This window comes from Paenibacillus sp. FW507-14B1B (assembly GCF_058781425.1).
The window spans coordinates 1,400,459-1,418,341 of sequence record NZ_JBYSWS010000001.1 but is presented as its reverse complement, the minus strand read 5'-3'; the positions used below and the strand labels follow the sequence as shown (position 1 = coordinate 1,418,341).

Here is a 17,883-nt window from a genome sequence, read left to right as displayed (position 1 = left end):
TTAAAGGAGCCAGTATCCATGGAACAATTCAGACTCCCTCAAATACCTATGCCAAAGCTTGAGCTACCACAGTCCATTCAAGATGTACTGAAGGAAGCAGAGGAGAAGCTCGCACATCGCCCTAAATTGCTGCAACTCTTTAAAAATACATTTCCTAATACACTAGAAACGACAACGAAGCTAATGGACGACGGAACTACGTTTGTAATCACTGGCGACATTCCTGCAATGTGGCTTCGTGATTCCGTCGAGCAGGTGATGCACTATGTGCCGTTTGCTAAGAATGATCCGGAATTGCAGCGTATTCTGAGTGGTGTGATCAAGCGTCATATGAATTACATCCATATTGATCCTTATGCGAATGCGTTCAACGAATCTGCTAATGACTGGCATTGGAACACCGTGGATGAGACAGAAATGTCCCCATGGGTGTGGGAGCGTAAGTTTGAAATCGATTCTCTGTGCTTCTCGATCAGACTTGCTTATGCTTACTGGAAAGAGACTGGACTTACGGATGTATTTGATGCTGGATTTAAAGCAGCAATGCTGAAAATCGTTGAACTGTTCAAAACAGAGCAATATCATTTCGAGCGTTCTCCGTATCGTTTCACAAGAGATAACGGAATTCCGGAAGATTCCTTGCGCAATAATGGACTTGGTATGCCAGTCAACTACACAGGAATGGTATGGTCCGGTTTCCGTTCGAGTGATGATGCGTGTGATTTCCATTACAACATTCCAGGTAACATGTTTGCTGTTGTGGCTCTCCGTCATATGCAAGAATTTGCGGAATGGATTTTCCGTGATATGGCACTTCTGGCTGACCTTAAGAAACTTGAGGCTGAAATTGACCACGGTATTAAGCTCTACGGTATCTATCGTCATCCGGAGTTTGGACCGATCTATGCTTACGAAACCGATGGATTTGGTAACTATTGCTTAATGGATGATGCAGGTACACCTGGACTCATGTCTATCCCTTATCTTGGTTATGTAACAGCAGATGATCCAATTTATCAGAACACAAGACGTTTTGCACTGAGCAAAGAGAATCCGTTCTATTTCGAAGGGAAAATGGCTAAGGGAATCGGAAGTCCGCATACACCGGAGAATTATATCTGGCATATGGCACTGTCTATGCAGGGAATCACGGCTTCATCTGCTGAAGAGAAGCTTGAGATGATCGCTATGCTGGAAGCGACAGATGCGGATACTGGATTCATGCATGAAGGTTTCCACGCTGATGATCCGAAAGTATTTACAAGATCATGGTTTGCTTGGTCGAACAGTCTCTTCTCCCAACTTGTTTACAAGGCGATGAAAGAAGGCATTCTGTAAGTCTTTCGTGATCTTAAATGATGCATCATAAACGTTCTTATAAAAAGGAGACATAACAATGAGCAAAATTATTGGCGAATCCCTAAACAATATCCCTTGGCAGGACAAGCCGGAGGGCACTAACGCTCCGGTATGGCGCTACTCCGCTAACCCGATTATTGAGCGTCATGCAATTCCAAATTCCAATAGCGTATTTAACTCCGCTGTCGTTCCTTTTGAAGGTGGATTTGCTGGTGTATTCCGCTGCGACTCTAGATCGGTTAGTATGGATATTTTCGCTGGCTTCAGTGAAGATGGCATTAACTGGACAATTAATCATGACCCTATCGTGTTCGAAGGTGACGAGGAAATTACGAAGCGTGAATACCGCTACGATCCCCGCGTAATCAAAATCGGAGATCGTTATTATATCAACTGGTGTAATGGATACCATGGTCCAACAATCGGTATCGGTTATACAACAGATTTCAAAACGTTCCACCAACTTGAAAATGCATTTTTACCATATAACCGTAATGGTGTAATGTTCCCACGTAAGATTGGTGATTACTACGCGATGCTTAGCCGTCCGAGTGATACTGGTCATACACCGTTCGGAGATATTTTCTACAGTGTGAGCCCGGACCTCACTTTCTGGGGTAAACACCGTTATGTAATGGGCACAGTGAATGGAGATGCTTCCGCATGGCAGTCCAAGAAAATTGGACCAGGACCTGTACCGATTGAAACAGACAAGGGCTGGCTTTTGATCTATCACGGGGTTATTAATACTTGTAACGGATTCGTATATCGTATGGGTGTTGCCTTGCTTGATATTAATGAGCCTTGGAAAGTTCTAGCTCGTTCCCGTAACTACATTTTGGGACCTGAAACTACTTACGAGTGCATGGGCGACGTTCCTAACGTTACATTCCCTTGCGCAGCGCTTACGGATGCTGACACAGGTCGCATCGCAATTTACTACGGCTGTGCTGACACCGTTACTGGTCTTGCATTTACAACCGTTGACGAGTTGATGAGTTACATGGAAGAGTACCCTCTGGTGGACGAGGCGTAAGCTTTACATTCTAAAGCTCGAAGTATAAACAAGCCTTTTAGACCAGCAAGCGTGAAGAATTGTAGGTATGATCCTATAATTCACACGCTTGCTGTGTCATACATCAATCTATGAAGCAGGGAGTCGACAACTATGACTGAATCAAGAAAAGCTCATATCATCTCTCATACGCACTGGGATCGAGAGTGGTATTTACCTTATGAGAAACATCATGTACGTCTCATTCAGTTGATGGATCAATTGCTTGAAACAATGGAGAAAGATGCAGAGTATCGTTATTTCTTCTTAGATGGACAAACCATCATCTTGGAAGATTATCTGCAAGTACGTCCTGAGAAGAAAGAGCAACTTGAAAAGCTTATTCATGACGGACGTATACAGATCGGTCCGTGGTATATTTTGCAGGATGCATTCTTGACTAGCAGCGAAGCGAATGTACGTAACATGCAGATTGGACATCAGGATGCAGAGAGTTATGGAACGATATCTAAAATCGGATACTTCCCTGATACTTTTGGCCTTGTAGGTCAAACACCTCAATTGATGCTGCAATCCGGAATCGACAATGCTTTCTTTGGTCGTGGCGTGAAGCCAACGGGCTTTAATAACACGGTATCGGATGGAGACTTTGAGTCTTCTTTCTCTGAGTTGATTTGGGAAGGTCCAGACGGCTCCAAAGTACTCGGCATCCTATTCGCGAACTGGTACAGTAACGGTAACGAAGTACCTGTAGACGAAGAAGAAGCTAAAGCTTACTGGGAAAGAAAGCTTGCAGATGCTGAGAAGTATGCATCTACAGAGCAACTGCTCTATATGAACGGATGTGACCATCAGCCAATTCAATGCGATCTTCCAGAAGCGATTCAAACAGCGAAAAAAATTCATCCGGACACCGAGTTTGTTCACTCTAACTTTGAGGATTACTTGGTAGATGTGAAGAAAAGCTTGAGCAAAGACCTCTCTTCTGTCCAAGGCGAGCTTAGAAGCCAGCGTACAGATGGATGGGGAACTCTAGTAAATACGGCTTCGGCTCGTGTGTACTTGAAACAAATGAATCAGACGGGTCAGAGCATCCTTGAGAAAGTGGCCGAGCCACTTGCTTCTTTCGCAAGTCTAGTTGGTCAAGAATACCCGCATCACCTCTTTACTTATGCATGGAAGACATTGATGCAGAACCATCCGCATGACAGTATTTGTGGTTGCAGTGTGGATGAGGTTCACCGCGAAATGGTTACCCGTTTCGATAAGAGCCGTCATGTAGCTGAATCGATTATCGATGACAGTAAGAAGGCGATTGCAGAAGCTGTAGATACATCTTCTTTCGCTAAATATGGCGACGATGCTGTACCTTTCGTTGTGTTCAACACAACGGGCTGGAAGCGTAGTGGAACAGTGACTGTTGAATTGGATGCTGAACGTCTATACTTCCGCGATGGGTATTCCCTGAAAGAAACAAGCCAGCGTATGAAAGATATCGATCTTTCAGGACGTACGGTTGTGGATAACGAAGGCAACGCGGTTGCATTTACAATTGAAGATCTCGGACTTCAATTTGGATATGACCTTCCAGATGACAAGTTCCGTCAACCATATATGTGCCGTAGAGTGAAGCTGACTTTTGAAGCTAAAGATATCGCTGCACTAGGTATCCAAACGTATGCACTCGTAAAAGGTTCAGCTTCTGCTGCAGCAGATTCTTTGATCACAGGAGATCGTACGCTTGAGAATGCGAATCTTAAAGTAGAGCTTGCAACGGACGGATCCTTTACATTGACAGACAAGCGTAACGGCCAAGTATTCCGTGATCTTGGTGTATACGAGAATACGGGCGATATCGGTAATGAATATATGTTTAAACAGCCAGAAGGCGAAGAGACGCTGACTACAAAAGGGCTGGATGCTAAAATTCGCATTATAGAAGATACACCTTTCCGTGCTTCTCTAGAAGTGATTCATGAGTGGGAAATTCCTGCTTCTGCTGATACTATGCTGGATGAAGAGCAGCGTGAGCTGATCTACTACCCGTATCGTAAAACGCAGCGTTCAAAAGAAATGATTGTATTGTCAATCCGTACACTCATCTCTCTGAACCGTGAAGGAAAAGGCGTTGAGATCGAAGCTAGCTTCAACAATCAGGCGAAGGATCACCGTTTGCGTGCATTGTTCCCAACAGACTTGGAAACTGCGACTCACCGTGTAGATTCGATGTTCGAAATCGTTCAGCGTAACAACGTTCCCGCTAAAGAATGGGAGAACCCAAGTAATACAGCTCATCAACAAGCATTCGTTGATGTGAGCCGTGATGGTGCAGGACTGACTGTAGCTAACCTTGGACTCAATGAGTACGAAGTTCTTCGCGATGGACGTAATACAATCGCTGTAACATTGCTTCGTGCAGTTGGTGAACTTGGTGACTGGGGCTACTTCCCAACACCAGAAGCACAGTGTCTGGGTGAAAGCACAGTACGTATGGAAGTTATCCCGCACAGTGGTGACGGTATGGCATCTGGTGCCTATGCAGAAGCCTATCAGTTCCAGATTCCATGGACTGTTAGCCAGACAGGTATTCATGAGGGATCGGTTACTCCGAATGCATCAGTATTCCAGTGGGAGAGTAATGAACTTGCCTTCTCATCCCTCAAAGTTAGCCGTAAATCGGGTGATTTGATGCTTCGCTGGTTTAACATGGGCGGTGCTCCTGTTGAACTTGCACTGCAGTCAAATCTTTCCGGAGCTCAGGCTTACAAATCTACCATCCTTGAGATTCCAGGAGAACTCCAACCATTTAATGGTGAAGGAGAGTATTCGCTTCCTGTGAAGCCTTACGAAATCATAACCGTTGGTGTTAAAGCTTAATAAGCTATGACACTAGATAATAAAAGCCAGATTCTGCATTTATTGCGGAATCTGGCTTTTTTATTTTTATTGTTTGAAATCATCAAGTTTGACGAAAACCATCATAATATGATTGAAAAAATCATTATAGTGATTTAATATAACATTATAACACGGAGGGGAGAGTTCTTTCATGACAAAGGGACAATTGACTTACCCAGAAATTGGACAGCAAGGCGAAGCGATAGCAGCAGCTTGGGAACAGTTAGCGAAACAGCAGGATTGGGTCAAGAAATATATTGGAAATACCGAGTACGAAGAGGTAATATTTATAGGTTCGGGTTCTTCGTATTACCAAGCACAGACGATGGCTACAACTTTCCGCTTATGGCTTGGAAGACCAGCTAGTGCGTTCCCTTCTTCTGAAATTTTCCTATTCAGAGATCAGTCTTCAGCTAAAGGAGGAAAGAAGCTTTTAGTAGGTGTATCACGTTCTGGAGAATCCACGGAAGTCATTCTAGCCATCGATTCGGTGAAAGGGCTGGAGAATTGGGATACATGCGGTATTACGTGTTACGAGGATAGCGGCATGGCGAAGCAAACAGAATGCCTTGTATCTCCGTTTGGTAAAGAGAAAAGCACCGTGATGACCAAATCATTCGTAAGTATGACGTTTATGATGCAAGCAGCTATTGCGGCGGCAGCAGACGGCAGTTATTCTAATGAAATGAAGTCTGTTATGGAACAAGCAGGCGCAAAGCTTAAAGAAGCAGATGATTTTGCCCAGCAATTACTTCATAACAATCATTTTACAAAAACAATTTATTTAGGTATGGGTAGTTATTTCGGTATTGCTCAAGAGGCGTGCCTTAAGATCAAAGAAATGTCTTACATTTGGACTGAAAGTTATGGAACACTCGAATTCAGACATGGTCCGAAGTCTATTATTGAACCTGGATCATTAGTGATATTACTTCTGTCAGAAACAGCAAGATCCTATGAGGTAAAAGTGGCAGAAGAGATGAAAGCATATGGAGCTCATGTTCTTATCCTCACTTCGCGTGTTGATGAAGATACAGCATTTGCAGACTCCGTATTTGAAATTGGCGGCGCAGACGTTAGCGATGAAGCACGCGCTGTAATGTACTTACCGCTTCTTCAGTATTTGGGCTTTTGGACAGCAGTGAATAAAGGTGTCGATCCCGATGAACCACGTAACCTGACACAAGTCGTTAAAATCTAATTTTACGGATCAGGGGAATGTTCAAAAGCTCTATGAAGAGGCAAACGTTTAATCACCAGCTAGGAGGAAGAGAAAGATATGGCTCGTATTGGTATGAAAGCAGAAAGACAAAACCAGATCCTGAGTGCGCTGGCGATCAAAGGTGAAATGTCACTTCAAGAGCTGATGACGACATTCAACTGTTCAGAAGCTACAGCACGGCGGGATCTCGAAGAATTGGAGCAGACCGGCAGTGTAATCAGACGTGTCGGTGGTGGAGCGATGTATGTGAAGCCAGCTTCGGTTTACGAGGTTCCTTTTATTGAGAAACAGCAAGTTCTATATGCTGAAAAAATGGCTATCGCAAGCTTGGCCGCTTCTTTGGTTCAAGAAGGTGATGTTATTGGACTTACGGGAGGGACAACTACGTTTCTTATTTCTCAGCAGCTCAAGCATCGGAAGAATATTACCGTTGTAACGAATGCGGTGAATATAGCGATGGAGCTGTCGGAGAATAGTGATCTTCAAGTCGTCCTAACTGGGGGAGTGTTGCGCAATAAAAGCTTTGAGCTTTGCGGACCGCTAGCAGAACAAACGGTGAATGCCATAAACATCAATTTGATGTTTATGGGAATTGACGGTTTCACTGCGGGAGGTGTAAGCACATACTCCGAGCTTGAAGCGAATATAGCTCGTATGCTTATGCGTCGTGCTGACAAGACGATTGCTGTGTTTGATCATACGAAGATCGGTCGTGCCTCACTGTTTACAGTCGCTCATCTGAATGATCTATATGGGTGTATAACAGATGGAGAACCACCGGAAAGCTTAGTTAGCGCAATGAAAGAAGCGGATACGACCCTGTATATAGCCCAAAATTGACAATCCGTAAGGGGTGAAACGATGAGTTTCTGGATTGGTATAGATGTTGGGGGAACCAACATCGTTTGCGGAATCGTAAACGAGAAGGGTGAAGTGATGGATTCGATGAAGAAGCCTACAGAGGCTTCTCTCGGTACTTCATCAGTGCTGGATAAAATGGCACAAATGACGGTAGAATTGGCTGCCAGAGCAGGACTCTCTGATCAGATTTCTGGAATCGGTATCGGTATCCCAGGTCTCGTAGATCCTTGGAGTGGCGTAGCAACGTATTCCGCGAATCTGAACTGGCGTGATGTTCCCTTGAGTGCTGAACTATCGAGACGAACTTCCTTACCTGTGTATATTGATAATGATGTAAGAATGTATGTTTATGGTGAGGCAGTGTATGGAGCAGGTCAAGGTGTGGATTATGTACTTGGATTGACTGTAGGAACCGGAATCGCATCGGCTATGGTCAACCGGGGACATCTTCATTATGGACATCTCAATTTAGCTGGAGAAATTGGTCACGGACCCATGGATGGAGAGTCGGCATTATGTGGATGCGGATTTGAAGGATGTCTGGAAGCATCAGCCTCAGCTTCAGGGATGGTACGCGAAGCCAAACGTTATATAAATGAAGGAAAAGAGACGATTTTAGCGGAGTGGTTCCCTGAGGATCAGCTTCAGCATTTATCGGCTGCTGATATATCAAAAGCGATGGATGCAGGAGATGCCGTTGCTACAGAAATTATGAACCATGCCGGAGTATTGCTCGGTAAGGCGCTTGTGCCTGCCGTACATATCCTCAGCCCTGAGGTTATTATTATAGGCGGAGGCGGGGCTAACGCCGGGGAAAGGCTGTTAACACCGCTAAGGCAAACCATGATGTCCCGTCTACTGCCTGATTACAGGCAACATGTTAGTATTCGTACTGCATCACTTGGTGATGATGCAGGGGTTATTGGGAGTGCAATGCAGGCAAAGCAGCGTCATGAGCTAAATCAATCATAATTTACGATCGACATGGGAGGGCTTTACTATGACATTAGTATCATCTACGCCTTTATTAGAAACTGCTCGTCGTGGTGGATATTGTATTGGAGCATTTAACGTCCATACACTAGAAATGTTGCAAGCTGTCGTTGAGGCTGCTGAGGAAACACAATCGCCGTTAATCATTCAATCCACTGTAGGGACCGTAAAGCATCTTGGCCCAGATTATATCGCTAAGGCTGCGTTAGTGGCATCAGAAAGATCAAGCGTACCTATCGCACTTCATTTGGATCATTGTTCTGATTTTAATATCATTATGCAGTGCATTCGCGCTGGTTATACTTCGGTTATGATTGATGCCTCTCATGAGCAGTTCGATGTGAATGTTGCCATGACCAAAAAAGTGGTTGAGGCAGCGAATGCAATTGGTATCAATGTTGAAGCAGAACTAGGACGAGTTGGTGGAGTAGAGGATGATATCGTTGTCGATGATGAGCATGCACTCCTTGCTGACCCAGACGATTGTGCACGTTTTGTAGAGTTGACAGGTGTGCACACACTTGCCCCTGCGATCGGAACAGCACATGGTATCTACAAGGGTGAGCCTAACATTGATTTTGATCGAATTGAGAAGATTGCTTCCAAGGTGTCTGTTCCATTGGTACTTCATGGTGGATCTGGTATTCCAGAAGAACAAGTAAGACGTTGTGTAACGCTTGGTATGTCCAAGATGAACGTTGCAACTGAACTTCGTATTGTATTCTCTGATGCGATTAAAGAAGTATTTAGTCAGAATCCAGAGGAGAATGATCCTCGTAAATATATGGTGCCTGCTAAAGAAGCGTTGAAGAAGGCAGCTATTGAAAAAATGCGCCTGTGTGGATCGTTTGGTAAAGCAAGGGATTACCTGCAATGAAAACCCATATCGTCACCGTTACATTAAATGCGGCAATTGATAAAACGTATTATTTGAACGGATTCTCAACCGGAAGTGTAATGCGTGTGGATCGTGTTCATGCGATTGCCGGAGGTAAAGGTCTTAATGTTGCGAGAGTTCTTCATCAGCTTGGGCATGAATCTGTTACAGCTACCGGCTTCACGGCTGGATACAACGGACAGTTTATTGCTAAGGCGGCGCAAGAGGAAGGCATACATACCGATTTCGTGGCTACGGCTGGTGAATCGAGAGTATGTCTGAGCATTGTAGACGAGCTGAATCATTCATTTACCGAGGTGCTGGAGCCTGGACCACACTTGACTGCTGAAGATGAGAATAAGATGAAAGCGAAAATTGAGGAATTGGCTCAGCGAGCTGGACTTATTATTATCTCTGGAAGTATGCCAAAGGGATGCCGCCCGGAATTATATACAGAGCTGATCGAAATTTGTTCCTCTCACGGTGTTGATGTGTTTCTGGATGCGAGCGGTTCTCCGCTGGTCGAAGGGATGAAGGGGAGACCGGATTTTATTAAGCCGAATGAGGATGAAATTAAGCCATGGCTGAACGCTAATGGACAGATTAGCAATGACACTGAAGTTGTCGGCGAATTTGCGCTTCAGAACTACGGTACCGCCATTCAGAATCTTGCAAAGGATACGGGAATTCCGAGAGTAATCGTCTCCTTAGGTGCTATGGGAGCATTAGCTTGTATAGATGGGGTTCTGTACCGGATTCGTATCCCGAAGCTTCAAGCGGTTAATCCCGTGGGAAGCGGGGATTCCTTTGTAGCCGGTTTTGCTTATGCACATGTCCGTAATCAATCAGTGGAGCAGTGTTTACGTTATGCTGCGGCTGCAGGCAGTGCGAATGTACTTAATCCAACAGCCGGCTGTGTATTGCCTGCCGATCACGAAAGGATTATGGGACAAATCGAGGTAGATGTATGGGAATGATTAATGATTATACTTCCGGTATCGATCTTGACATTGTTGATGGTGAGATCATCTCAGGCCATGAACGGTTCAAACGTGGTGTTCTTCAAATCCGTGGAGGCAAGGTCCATGCCATCTTATCACTTGAGGAATGGGAGAACTCTTCTCGCAATTCTTTAGTTCACGTGTATGATGCAGCAGGACGTACAGTTATTCCTGGTTTCGTTGATGTTCACGTACATGGTGGTGGTGGATTTGACGTCATGTCAAGGAAGAAGAGTGACCTTGAAGGGATGAGTCTTTTTCATGCTTCACGGGGAACAACCTCTTTTCTGGCAACGACCCTTACAGCAGGACACTCTGAGTTGCTTGAAGCAGTGCGAGTAGCGGGTGAATGCACGTTACAGCGAATGCCAGGAGCACAAATTGCTGGTATTCATCTTGAGGGACCTTATTTGAACCCAATCAGATGTGGCGCGCAGAATCCGGAACATATCCGTGAAGTTGACCTAGATGAGCTTAGACAGTACTGGGAAGCATCCCAAGGTCAGCTCAAATTAATTACACTTGCTCCGGAACATCCTCAGGCTGAAGCCTGTACGCGTTTTTTGACGGAACGAGGTGTGACGGTATCCTTGGGTCATTCGGATGCTGATTTTGAGACGGTGCAGAAGATTGTTCAGTCGGGTGCTAGTCACGCTACGCATCTGTTCAATGGGATGAGACCTCTTCATCACCGCGAACCTGGAGTTGCAGGCGCATCTTTGATGCTCGATGAGATCACAGTTGAGCTCATAGCTGATGGAATCCATGTGCACCCCGAATGGGTTAAGTATGTTCTGAGAACTAAAGGCTGTGAGCGGGTTGTTATGGTAACAGACTGCATCGGTCAAGCTGGAATGAAGGATGGAACTTTTGACTTCGGAGGTCTTCCGGCCATGATGATAGATGGGATCGCCTATCTTCGTCTTGAAGATGGGAAAGCGGGAAGTCTAGCGGGTAGTACACTTAGCCTAGAGCGGTCCCTCCAAAATGTGAGGAGCTGGACGGGTTTACCGCTGGGTGAATTACTCCCTGCATATACCCGAAACCCTGCTCGACAAGCTGGTTGTCTAGACCAGAAAGGTACCTTGTCTCCGGGCAAGGATGCAGATTTCCTGCTTCTCGGTGCGGAAGGACAGGTTGAGGAGACTTGGGTTTGTGGCAGAAGAGTATATGCTAGTCATTCTTAATCAACAGACTATATTTCCTTGGAAATAAATGATTTTACTATGAATATAAAAAGCCAAACACATTGCGGTGTTTGGCTTTTTTGCAGTTCTTAAGTATTATTTTTGAATGAGTACAGGGGTGTTCATCTTAACCTTATCAAATAACCAGCGGACTTCTTTATTATGCATTCGAATACAGCCTTCTGAAACGTATTTACCGATGGAAGCTTCATTGTTGTTACCGTGAATGGCGTAGGCATAACTTGTTTTCCCATTAATCTTTACATTGATGCCCAGCCATCGATCGCCAAGAGGGTTCTTGGGATCACCACCCTTGATCTTTTCTTTATAGTAAGGCCTGTTTTTTGTCTTCTCATGAATTTTGAATAGACCTTCGGGGGTGTAGGAAGGTTTTTTTCCTGTGGCGACTGAGAACGTCTTGATCGCTTTACCTTTTTCATAGTAAGTGAGTTTGTTGGTGGACTTATCAATCACAATAAATTGCGCGTATTTTGCATATTTATTGTCTAACTTCTGAGTTGCCGCGTCAGCTGGTTTGACGATAGGTAAGACAAACACAAGAAGTAAAGCGAAGATAAGTACACGAGTTAACGCTTTGAAGATTTGAATCACCTCTTTTCGCTATTCCAGTATATGCGAGAGAACTCGAAAGTTGCCGTTTTTTATACTGCTTTACAATGGGATAGAGTTTGTATTTTTATGATTCAGCAGATGGGAAGAAACGGAGACATATAATATACGATCTTTGTAATGAAAAGGAAACATTTAATTTTCAAATTTTTTCACACGAAAAAACCTTTAAGCTTACAAGACAGGCACCGTAATCGATGGCTTAAGAATCTTGTAGGCCTAAAGGATAAATGAAATTCCTATTATTGTTTTAAGGAGTCTGTTCTTTCATAAGCAATTAACGTAACCTCTTTACCTGTAAGGCTGGCTATAGCTGCTTCCGCAGCTTTAATAGCATTTATAGTCTGTTCATCGTCACTTAGTGAAGCAATTTTGTATTCATTGGAATGAATGTCCATTTGCTTATCCTCCTTTTGTATTGGTTTACGATTCATGATAGGTTTTCCCATATGGCAGAAATTGAATACAGGTATGACTCTAGAACTTTGCAGACGTGTGAGAACATGGACGGGATCGATCGTAAGTAAAAGCTGTAAGGAATCGCTAATCGCTAAAAATTTTTTAGAAATCTGATTCGCATGTTTGAAATGTGGTTATATAAAGAATAAGTGGGAAGTGGTAATAATCATTCAGCACACGGAAAACAGTATTGCATTCCGAAAGGTTGTTGATTCACCATGAACGCTCTGAAATGGAAAAGAAAAAGACGGTCGGGACTTCGGCGGTTCTTTAAAGGTAAAATACCCTAGCAATTGGAAGATTGCTTAGACTATAAAATCGCTTCCCACGATACAAAGCCCTGCGGATGATCCGTAGGGCTTTTTGTTTGTGTTATTTTGTGTTATAACGGAGCGTATACGCGTTACTCTAAAAGGCACATCTGTTAACGGATGTGTTTTTTTGTGCTATCGCACAAACGGCTTAACAGACTTGAAGAATAAAATAAAGTACCTCATATTGCGAAAGGAGGGAGCAATGGCAATTATGAGAATGGGGTGTGGTGTATCTGTTGCTCTTAGATACTAGGCTGTTATGCAGGCCAAGAATGGAGTTGTAGGTGAATGAAGAAGATTTGGATTGATGCCGGCCATGGTGGGAAAGATCCAGGTGCTGTTGGCAATGGGCTACAAGAAAAAGATATTGCTCTGTCCGTAGCGAATGATATGAAGAGAAGATTAGAATCAAGTTACGAAGATGTACAAGTCATGCTGTCACGCTCTACCGATGTATATCTAAGTCTTACGGAGCGTACGAGTGCTGCTAACAACGCAAGCGCTGATATACTGGTTTCTATTCATTGTAATTCCGGCGGTGGCGCAGGAGGTTTTGAGAGCTATAGGTACACCTCGGCAATGGCTCCATCGGTTGCACTTCAAAATATAGTTCATGCAGAAACCATGGCTGCATTATTACCACTTGGCATAATAGATCGCGGTAAGAAAGCAAAAAATTTGCATATGGTGAGAGAGAGTAGTATGCCTGCCATTTTGACGGAAAACCTGTTTATCGATGTTGCCTCAGATGCGCAGAAACTAAAAACACCTGAGGTGATTAAGGCCATTGTGGATGGACATGTTTCTGGAATTGCCCAGTATTTAGGGCTAAAAAAGAAAGAGGCAACAGAGCCGGTTCGTGATATTCATGTGGTTAGTCCATGGGCAGCGAAAGCTTGGGAAGAGGCAATAGCGAATGGGTATTTTGATGGTACTCGTCCAGGAGCACCTATTACACGGGAAGAGGCTGCAATCGTCATGAGTCGGTTAAGTAAAAATTTGATGAAATTGATCGATGAACGAAAATGAACATTTATGTTTCCCTAATGTTTATTTAATCTCCCATTAAGTTTTATAGATTACTATAAAGATACCCCTTTTTATATAGTAGAAGCCCCTCTAAATCTGGTTAGAGGGGCTTCTTTGCGTAAAGATTTAGATATGATTAGAGAATGATAAATATATAACCTGCGTACGAATATGTTAAAGCCAGCAACACCAGACATGACTCCGCTAGATTTCACGGAATGGATATGAATAAGGAAGTATCCCAGCACTTCCTCCGCTCCTCTGTTGTAAATATGAAAAAAGTGTATTTTTCATAATGATAATCCCATCGCAAGGGTTAGCTCGACGAACCTTCTTAATTCCATTGTAGAAGGGTCTCCTTCATTATTGTATAAAATAAGAGAGAACCCTTGCAGCTTCCGCCACAAGGGTTCTCGATGATGATCTGTAGTGGGCTCGAACCACTGACCCCTACCCTGTCAAGATAGTGCTCTCCCAGCTGAGCTAACAGATCAAAAAGAAATATGTTGTTAAGTAAAGATATTACATATATTATCAGCTGCCCCTATGGGGTGTCAATTGTTTTCTCGTTATAAAATGAGAAGTTCCGGTTCACACTATGGAAAGCATGATTTTCCATAAGGAGCGAAGATAACATGTGTGTAATTAAGCATCTTGGAGACGGTGTAATAAGGATTTGCACTATATTATTGTCTGTCCTCTTATTTAGCGGCTGCAGCATACCTTCAAGAACTGTGGAGTCTGAGAATATCAATCAGCCGACATCGCCAGTGATGATCCATGTGTATGAACGTTCAGTAGAGAAGGATGTTTACTCATCTGATGGAAGACGTGGAGAAAAAATCATTCCAGAGCCTTCTTTGGAGATGGAAGATCATTTACAAGACGTAGTGCATTAATCAGCAAAGGTAGAATATATATTTGAAAAACCGTCGACCATATAGGGTTGACGGTTCTTGGTATGTTTCTTATTCCTCATCCCATTTTCGGGAATAGCCTTTTTTGATGGTATAGAACATGGGATAAATCAATATTACGGATATGATGATTGCCCAAAAAATCGTTCCTCCAATACCGATGCCCAGCAGCCCCTTTCCAAATTAAGCTAATTTGATTTTACTATACAAGAAAACTAAAGTTTTGTATAATAATTCAACTTGATCCGGCGAGATATGCAGGAAATTTTTTGATTGATGAGGTGTTTAATTATGGCAGCAGAGATCATAAATGTGACAACAGAGGAACAGTTACGTGAAGCGCTGGATATTCGTATGGAAGTATTTGTACAGGAACAGAAGGTGCCAGCAGACTTGGAGATCGATGAGTATGACACGCTGGATGCTGATGCTTTTCATATACTTATTAAATATGATGGAGAGTATGCCGCTACAGGCAGGGTTACATATTACAACAAAGACTCTGCTAAAATGCAGCGTATCGCCGTACGCCAAGATTTTCGTTCCAAGGGACTCGGCCGGGTGCTGTTAATGGCTATGGAAACACAGGCGCGGGAACTGAAACTTGTATATTCTGTATTGGATGCACAGTGTCAAGCAGAAGGTTTTTATAATAAACTTGGTTACGTTACGATTTCGGATGAACCTTTCGATGATGCTGGTATTCCGCATGTGCGGATGAAAAAAGAACTATAAGATCTTATTGCATAATCAAAAGACCCCGAACTTGAAGTTCGGGGTCTTTTTACGCTTATTACTTCATCTATGATGAAGAGATAGTTAGAATATCGGCAAATTATCCAAGTTGTTACTAGGATCGCCATCCGCATTGGACCGTAGATGCATTTCATCATCTCGTCCTCGGAATACGTTTAGATTTTTAATTTCTTTGTTTTGGACCATTTGCTGAGCCGTTTTATAATCGACGACATTGCCTGTGTTTAGCTTTAATTGAATGATGTCACCATCACCATTTTTTCTTACGGCCACGACTTCTGCTTGTTGATCTTGGTTCATATGATATCGCCTCCCGTACATAATATCCCCGAGGCAATTGGATTTCTATTCATTATTTCTTAAATTATATAGTTTCAAAGCTCATAAAGACGATGTTGTTCAAGGAATTTCATGACATGGGTTTGACCTAGGTAGTTCTGCATGTTGTCTCCGTAATGCATAAGATAAATCTGCTGCTGGATGTACTCAGGTAGGCTCAAGAGCTCCTGCAGTGTTGTGTGCACCTCACCTCGCCCTTCAAGCTGGCATTCATGCAAAATCACCTCACATCCGCGCTCATTTATTAATTGGGCGAGGAGTCCAGGGGCGAAGATCATATCCGCACTGTAGAAAATACGTTCATTAAAGTAAATGGAGTAACTATCTTTTCCCGGAATGTGCTGTGTGTGGATAAGCTCTGCTCGTATGCCAGGTGAGATATCCACGGCAACTCCTGCCTTCAAAGGACGAACATCAAAAATATCTTCAAGACAGGTGATATATCCTTCCTGAAACAATCCACCTCGTAAGGTGTTGTCCCACAGAGGTTTAACGAGGGTCTCTGCTATATATAAAGGAAGTTTTCGATCGTACATCATTTTCAACTTGAATGCTAATTCCTCCAGTCCACCAACATGATCTGCATGAATGTGTGTGATCAGAACAGCATCAACGGATTCGAAAGAGCGGCCTAATTGATGCAGTGCCATAGGTGCTGTCACACCGCAATCCAGAAGAAGGGTGAAGCTTTTATCAAAGATAAGCGCGTTATTGTTATAGTATGTTTTTGCGAAGGCACTCCCAGTACCTAACATTTGCAATTGTAGCTTCAATGAACTCAACCTCCAGGTGATTAATATGTAAGGTAATAGGTATTAACTATATTTTAACGAATTCTATGTTTATTTACACGGGGTATTCATCAAAAAGTGTCATATAGAACCAAGGAACTAACCAGCGATGCTATAAGTAACAAAAAATTGCCAGTGATTTCAATTTTTTGCGCAACTTTGTTTTTTGGCTTGTAGTATAACCATATAACAACTAGAAAAAGTATACGGAGGTTTGTTTATATGAAAATAAAATGGAAAAAGGTAATAGCCTGCACTTTATTAATTTCGTTACTCGGTGGCAGCTCACTGCTATTTGCAGATTCATTTAATGAACAAGTTCGAGTATGGATGAATGGCAAGGAATTGAGAGATGGCGGGTACTTAATTGATAACAAAACATATATCCCGGTTCGAGATATTGATGGCGCGGTGAATTGGGACAAAAAGAGCGGTAGAGTCGATATTATTAAACCTAACGTACATATTTTTCTGTTTAAAGGGGATACTGCATTCGGAAATGTGAACAGGGGCAAATTGAAATTTAATGTATTTAGCCAGATCGACACTTTAAATGCAGATATACATTCTGTGAAAGTGGCCATATCGGACCCCTCCGGAAAAGTGAAAGATATTCAAACCCAGGAAATGAAAAATAACAACAGTGACAATTTCTGGTTCCGAACGTATGACTTCACCTACGATTTCAACACAATCGGTAAATATTCCGTCGGTTTTTATATTAAAACTTCCGCTGATTCGGCTTTTGTGAAAGTGGCTGAGAAAGTAATCACCGTTCTGAAGTAAGGTATTAGCATTGGTAAATTGACCTAGTTATTCTTCCGTGTTACCATACGGAAGTATGATAATTTAACTGAAGTGAGGTATTTTTTAATGAGCGATCACAAACATGAACACGGAGCTGACTGTGGCTGCGGTCACGATCATGACCACGACCATGAACACGAAGAGTTCGTGCTTACATTGACGGACGAGCAAGGCAATGATGTAGAAATGGTACTCGTAGAGACATTTGATGTCGGCGAGAAATTGTACGCACTACTTCTTGAGCGTGAGAATCCAGGAGCAGATGGCGTCATTCTTCGTATGGAAGAAGAGAACGAGGAAATGGTTCTTTACAATATCGAAGATGAAGAAGAATGGAATGCAGTTGAAGCAGCTTATAACGAGCTTGTAGCAGCTCAAGAATAGTATTTGTTCAACAGCAAAGACCCCGGTGCGTCCACACTGGGGTC

The 17,883-nt window shown here is 43.2% G+C and carries 18 protein-coding genes and 1 tRNA gene; 14 read left to right on the top strand and 5 right to left on the bottom strand.

The window, feature by feature from the left end:
* The first annotated feature begins 18 nt into the window (after nucleotides 1-18).
* The 9 genes from AC3WJJ_RS06835 to nagA all read left to right on the top strand — a co-directional run bounded on the left by AC3WJJ_RS06835 (nucleotide 19) and on the right by nagA (nucleotide 11,413).
* Nucleotides 19-1,338: a glycoside hydrolase family 125 protein gene (locus tag AC3WJJ_RS06835; protein ID WP_422660426.1), complete on the top strand. Its 1,320-nt coding sequence runs from the start codon at nucleotides 19-21 to the stop codon at nucleotides 1,336-1,338.
* A gap of 58 nt (nucleotides 1,339-1,396) precedes the next feature.
* Complete coding sequence (locus tag AC3WJJ_RS06830; RefSeq protein ID WP_492539111.1) at nucleotides 1,397-2,395, top strand: glycoside hydrolase family 130 protein; 999 nt, start codon at nucleotides 1,397-1,399, stop codon at nucleotides 2,393-2,395.
* 132 nt (nucleotides 2,396-2,527) lie between these two features.
* Nucleotides 2,528-5,251 (top strand): alpha-mannosidase, encoded by a 2,724-nt coding sequence (locus AC3WJJ_RS06825; protein WP_492539109.1) that lies wholly within the window; start codon nucleotides 2,528-2,530, stop codon nucleotides 5,249-5,251.
* 172 nt (nucleotides 5,252-5,423) lie between these two features.
* Nucleotides 5,424-6,473 (top strand): SIS domain-containing protein, encoded by a 1,050-nt coding sequence (locus AC3WJJ_RS06820; RefSeq protein WP_492539107.1) that lies wholly within the window; start codon nucleotides 5,424-5,426, stop codon nucleotides 6,471-6,473.
* A gap of 78 nt (nucleotides 6,474-6,551) precedes the next feature.
* Nucleotides 6,552-7,334, top strand: a complete 783-nt coding sequence (locus AC3WJJ_RS06815; protein WP_492539105.1) for a DeoR/GlpR family DNA-binding transcription regulator — start codon at nucleotides 6,552-6,554, stop codon at nucleotides 7,332-7,334.
* Between the two features lie 21 nt (nucleotides 7,335-7,355).
* Complete coding sequence (locus AC3WJJ_RS06810) at nucleotides 7,356-8,327, top strand: ROK family protein (RefSeq protein ID WP_492539103.1); 972 nt, start codon at nucleotides 7,356-7,358, stop codon at nucleotides 8,325-8,327.
* Nucleotides 8,328-8,355: 28 nt separating this feature from the next.
* On the top strand, nucleotides 8,356-9,225 hold the full coding sequence (gene fba, locus AC3WJJ_RS06805; RefSeq protein ID WP_492539100.1) for a class II fructose-1,6-bisphosphate aldolase: 870 nt from the start codon (nucleotides 8,356-8,358) through the stop codon (nucleotides 9,223-9,225).
* The gene (locus AC3WJJ_RS06800; protein WP_492539098.1) at nucleotides 9,222-10,202 is read left to right on the top strand and encodes a 1-phosphofructokinase family hexose kinase; all 981 of its coding nucleotides are present in this window, start codon (nucleotides 9,222-9,224) and stop codon (nucleotides 10,200-10,202) included. The genes fba and AC3WJJ_RS06800 overlap by 4 nt, the downstream gene beginning before the upstream one ends.
* A complete protein-coding gene (gene nagA, locus AC3WJJ_RS06795; RefSeq protein ID WP_492539096.1) occupies nucleotides 10,193-11,413 on the top strand; it encodes an N-acetylglucosamine-6-phosphate deacetylase in 1,221 nt (406 codons plus the stop codon). The genes AC3WJJ_RS06800 and nagA overlap by 10 nt, the downstream gene beginning before the upstream one ends.
* 96 nt (nucleotides 11,414-11,509) lie before the next feature.
* On the opposite strand, the gene AC3WJJ_RS06790 is transcribed toward nagA, so the two are convergent.
* Both AC3WJJ_RS06790 and AC3WJJ_RS06785 read right to left on the bottom strand, forming a co-directional pair.
* A complete protein-coding gene (locus AC3WJJ_RS06790) occupies nucleotides 11,510-12,025 on the bottom strand; it encodes a L,D-transpeptidase (protein ID WP_422660435.1) in 516 nt (171 codons plus the stop codon).
* Between the two features lie 260 nt (nucleotides 12,026-12,285).
* Complete coding sequence (locus AC3WJJ_RS06785) at nucleotides 12,286-12,441, bottom strand: hypothetical protein (RefSeq protein WP_422660436.1); 156 nt, start codon at nucleotides 12,439-12,441, stop codon at nucleotides 12,286-12,288.
* 663 nt (nucleotides 12,442-13,104) lie between these two features.
* Here AC3WJJ_RS06785 and AC3WJJ_RS06780 point away from each other — a divergent pair.
* Nucleotides 13,105-13,845 carry an N-acetylmuramoyl-L-alanine amidase gene (locus AC3WJJ_RS06780; RefSeq protein ID WP_492539093.1) on the top strand — a complete coding sequence of 247 codons (741 nt, stop codon included), beginning with the start codon at nucleotides 13,105-13,107 and terminating at the stop codon, nucleotides 13,843-13,845.
* 420 nt (nucleotides 13,846-14,265) lie between these two features.
* On the opposite strand, the gene AC3WJJ_RS06775 is transcribed toward AC3WJJ_RS06780, so the two are convergent.
* Nucleotides 14,266-14,338 (bottom strand) — tRNA-Val (locus AC3WJJ_RS06775).
* Between the two features lie 142 nt (nucleotides 14,339-14,480).
* Between AC3WJJ_RS06775 and AC3WJJ_RS06770 the strand changes: the two genes are divergently transcribed.
* The gene (locus tag AC3WJJ_RS06770; protein WP_492539091.1) at nucleotides 14,481-14,744 is read left to right on the top strand and encodes a hypothetical protein; all 264 of its coding nucleotides are present in this window, start codon (nucleotides 14,481-14,483) and stop codon (nucleotides 14,742-14,744) included.
* Nucleotides 14,745-15,053: 309 nt separating this feature from the next.
* The gene (locus AC3WJJ_RS06765) at nucleotides 15,054-15,497 is read left to right on the top strand and encodes a GNAT family N-acetyltransferase (protein WP_492539089.1); all 444 of its coding nucleotides are present in this window, start codon (nucleotides 15,054-15,056) and stop codon (nucleotides 15,495-15,497) included.
* Nucleotides 15,498-15,581: 84 nt separating this feature from the next.
* Here AC3WJJ_RS06765 and AC3WJJ_RS06760 read toward each other — a convergent pair whose 3' ends face one another.
* Both AC3WJJ_RS06760 and AC3WJJ_RS06755 read right to left on the bottom strand, forming a co-directional pair.
* Nucleotides 15,582-15,818, bottom strand: a complete 237-nt coding sequence (locus AC3WJJ_RS06760) for a DUF3892 domain-containing protein (RefSeq protein WP_492539087.1) — start codon at nucleotides 15,816-15,818, stop codon at nucleotides 15,582-15,584.
* A 74-nt stretch (nucleotides 15,819-15,892) separates the two neighbouring features.
* On the bottom strand, nucleotides 15,893-16,630 hold the full coding sequence (locus tag AC3WJJ_RS06755; RefSeq protein WP_492539085.1) for an MBL fold metallo-hydrolase: 738 nt from the start codon (nucleotides 16,628-16,630) through the stop codon (nucleotides 15,893-15,895).
* A gap of 246 nt (nucleotides 16,631-16,876) precedes the next feature.
* Here AC3WJJ_RS06755 and AC3WJJ_RS06750 point away from each other — a divergent pair, with 246 nt between their 5' ends.
* A complete protein-coding gene (locus AC3WJJ_RS06750) occupies nucleotides 16,877-17,434 on the top strand; it encodes a stalk domain-containing protein (protein ID WP_492539617.1) in 558 nt (185 codons plus the stop codon).
* Nucleotides 17,435-17,521: 87 nt separating this feature from the next.
* Nucleotides 17,522-17,839 carry a DUF1292 domain-containing protein gene (locus AC3WJJ_RS06745; RefSeq protein ID WP_422660444.1) on the top strand — a complete coding sequence of 106 codons (318 nt, stop codon included), beginning with the start codon at nucleotides 17,522-17,524 and terminating at the stop codon, nucleotides 17,837-17,839.
* Nucleotides 17,840-17,883: the final 44 nt, after the last annotated feature.

What these genes read in the sequence shown, in the direction of transcription:
- AC3WJJ_RS06835 (WP_422660426.1), top strand. Translation starts at nt 19, where the DNA reads ATGGAACAATTCAGACTCCCTCAAATACCTATGCCAAAGCTTGAGCTA.
- AC3WJJ_RS06830 (WP_492539111.1), top strand. Translation starts at nt 1,397, where the DNA reads ATGAGCAAAATTATTGGCGAATCCCTAAACAATATCCCTTGGCAGGAC.
- AC3WJJ_RS06825 (WP_492539109.1), top strand. Translation starts at nt 2,528, where the DNA reads ATGACTGAATCAAGAAAAGCTCATATCATCTCTCATACGCACTGGGAT.
- AC3WJJ_RS06820 (WP_492539107.1), top strand. Translation starts at nt 5,424, where the DNA reads ATGACAAAGGGACAATTGACTTACCCAGAAATTGGACAGCAAGGCGAA.
- AC3WJJ_RS06815 (WP_492539105.1), top strand. Translation starts at nt 6,552, where the DNA reads ATGGCTCGTATTGGTATGAAAGCAGAAAGACAAAACCAGATCCTGAGT.
- AC3WJJ_RS06810 (WP_492539103.1), top strand. Translation starts at nt 7,356, where the DNA reads ATGAGTTTCTGGATTGGTATAGATGTTGGGGGAACCAACATCGTTTGC.
- fba (WP_492539100.1), top strand. Translation starts at nt 8,356, where the DNA reads ATGACATTAGTATCATCTACGCCTTTATTAGAAACTGCTCGTCGTGGT.
- AC3WJJ_RS06800 (WP_492539098.1), top strand. Translation starts at nt 9,222, where the DNA reads ATGAAAACCCATATCGTCACCGTTACATTAAATGCGGCAATTGATAAA.
- nagA (WP_492539096.1), top strand. Translation starts at nt 10,193, where the DNA reads ATGGGAATGATTAATGATTATACTTCCGGTATCGATCTTGACATTGTT.
- AC3WJJ_RS06785 (WP_422660436.1), bottom strand. Translation starts at nt 12,441, where the DNA reads ATGGACATTCATTCCAATGAATACAAAATTGCTTCACTAAGTGACGAT.
- AC3WJJ_RS06780 (WP_492539093.1), top strand. Translation starts at nt 13,105, where the DNA reads ATGAAGAAGATTTGGATTGATGCCGGCCATGGTGGGAAAGATCCAGGT.
- AC3WJJ_RS06770 (WP_492539091.1), top strand. Translation starts at nt 14,481, where the DNA reads ATGTGTGTAATTAAGCATCTTGGAGACGGTGTAATAAGGATTTGCACT.
- AC3WJJ_RS06765 (WP_492539089.1), top strand. Translation starts at nt 15,054, where the DNA reads ATGGCAGCAGAGATCATAAATGTGACAACAGAGGAACAGTTACGTGAA.
- AC3WJJ_RS06760 (WP_492539087.1), bottom strand. Translation starts at nt 15,818, where the DNA reads ATGAACCAAGATCAACAAGCAGAAGTCGTGGCCGTAAGAAAAAATGGT.
- AC3WJJ_RS06745 (WP_422660444.1), top strand. Translation starts at nt 17,522, where the DNA reads ATGAGCGATCACAAACATGAACACGGAGCTGACTGTGGCTGCGGTCAC.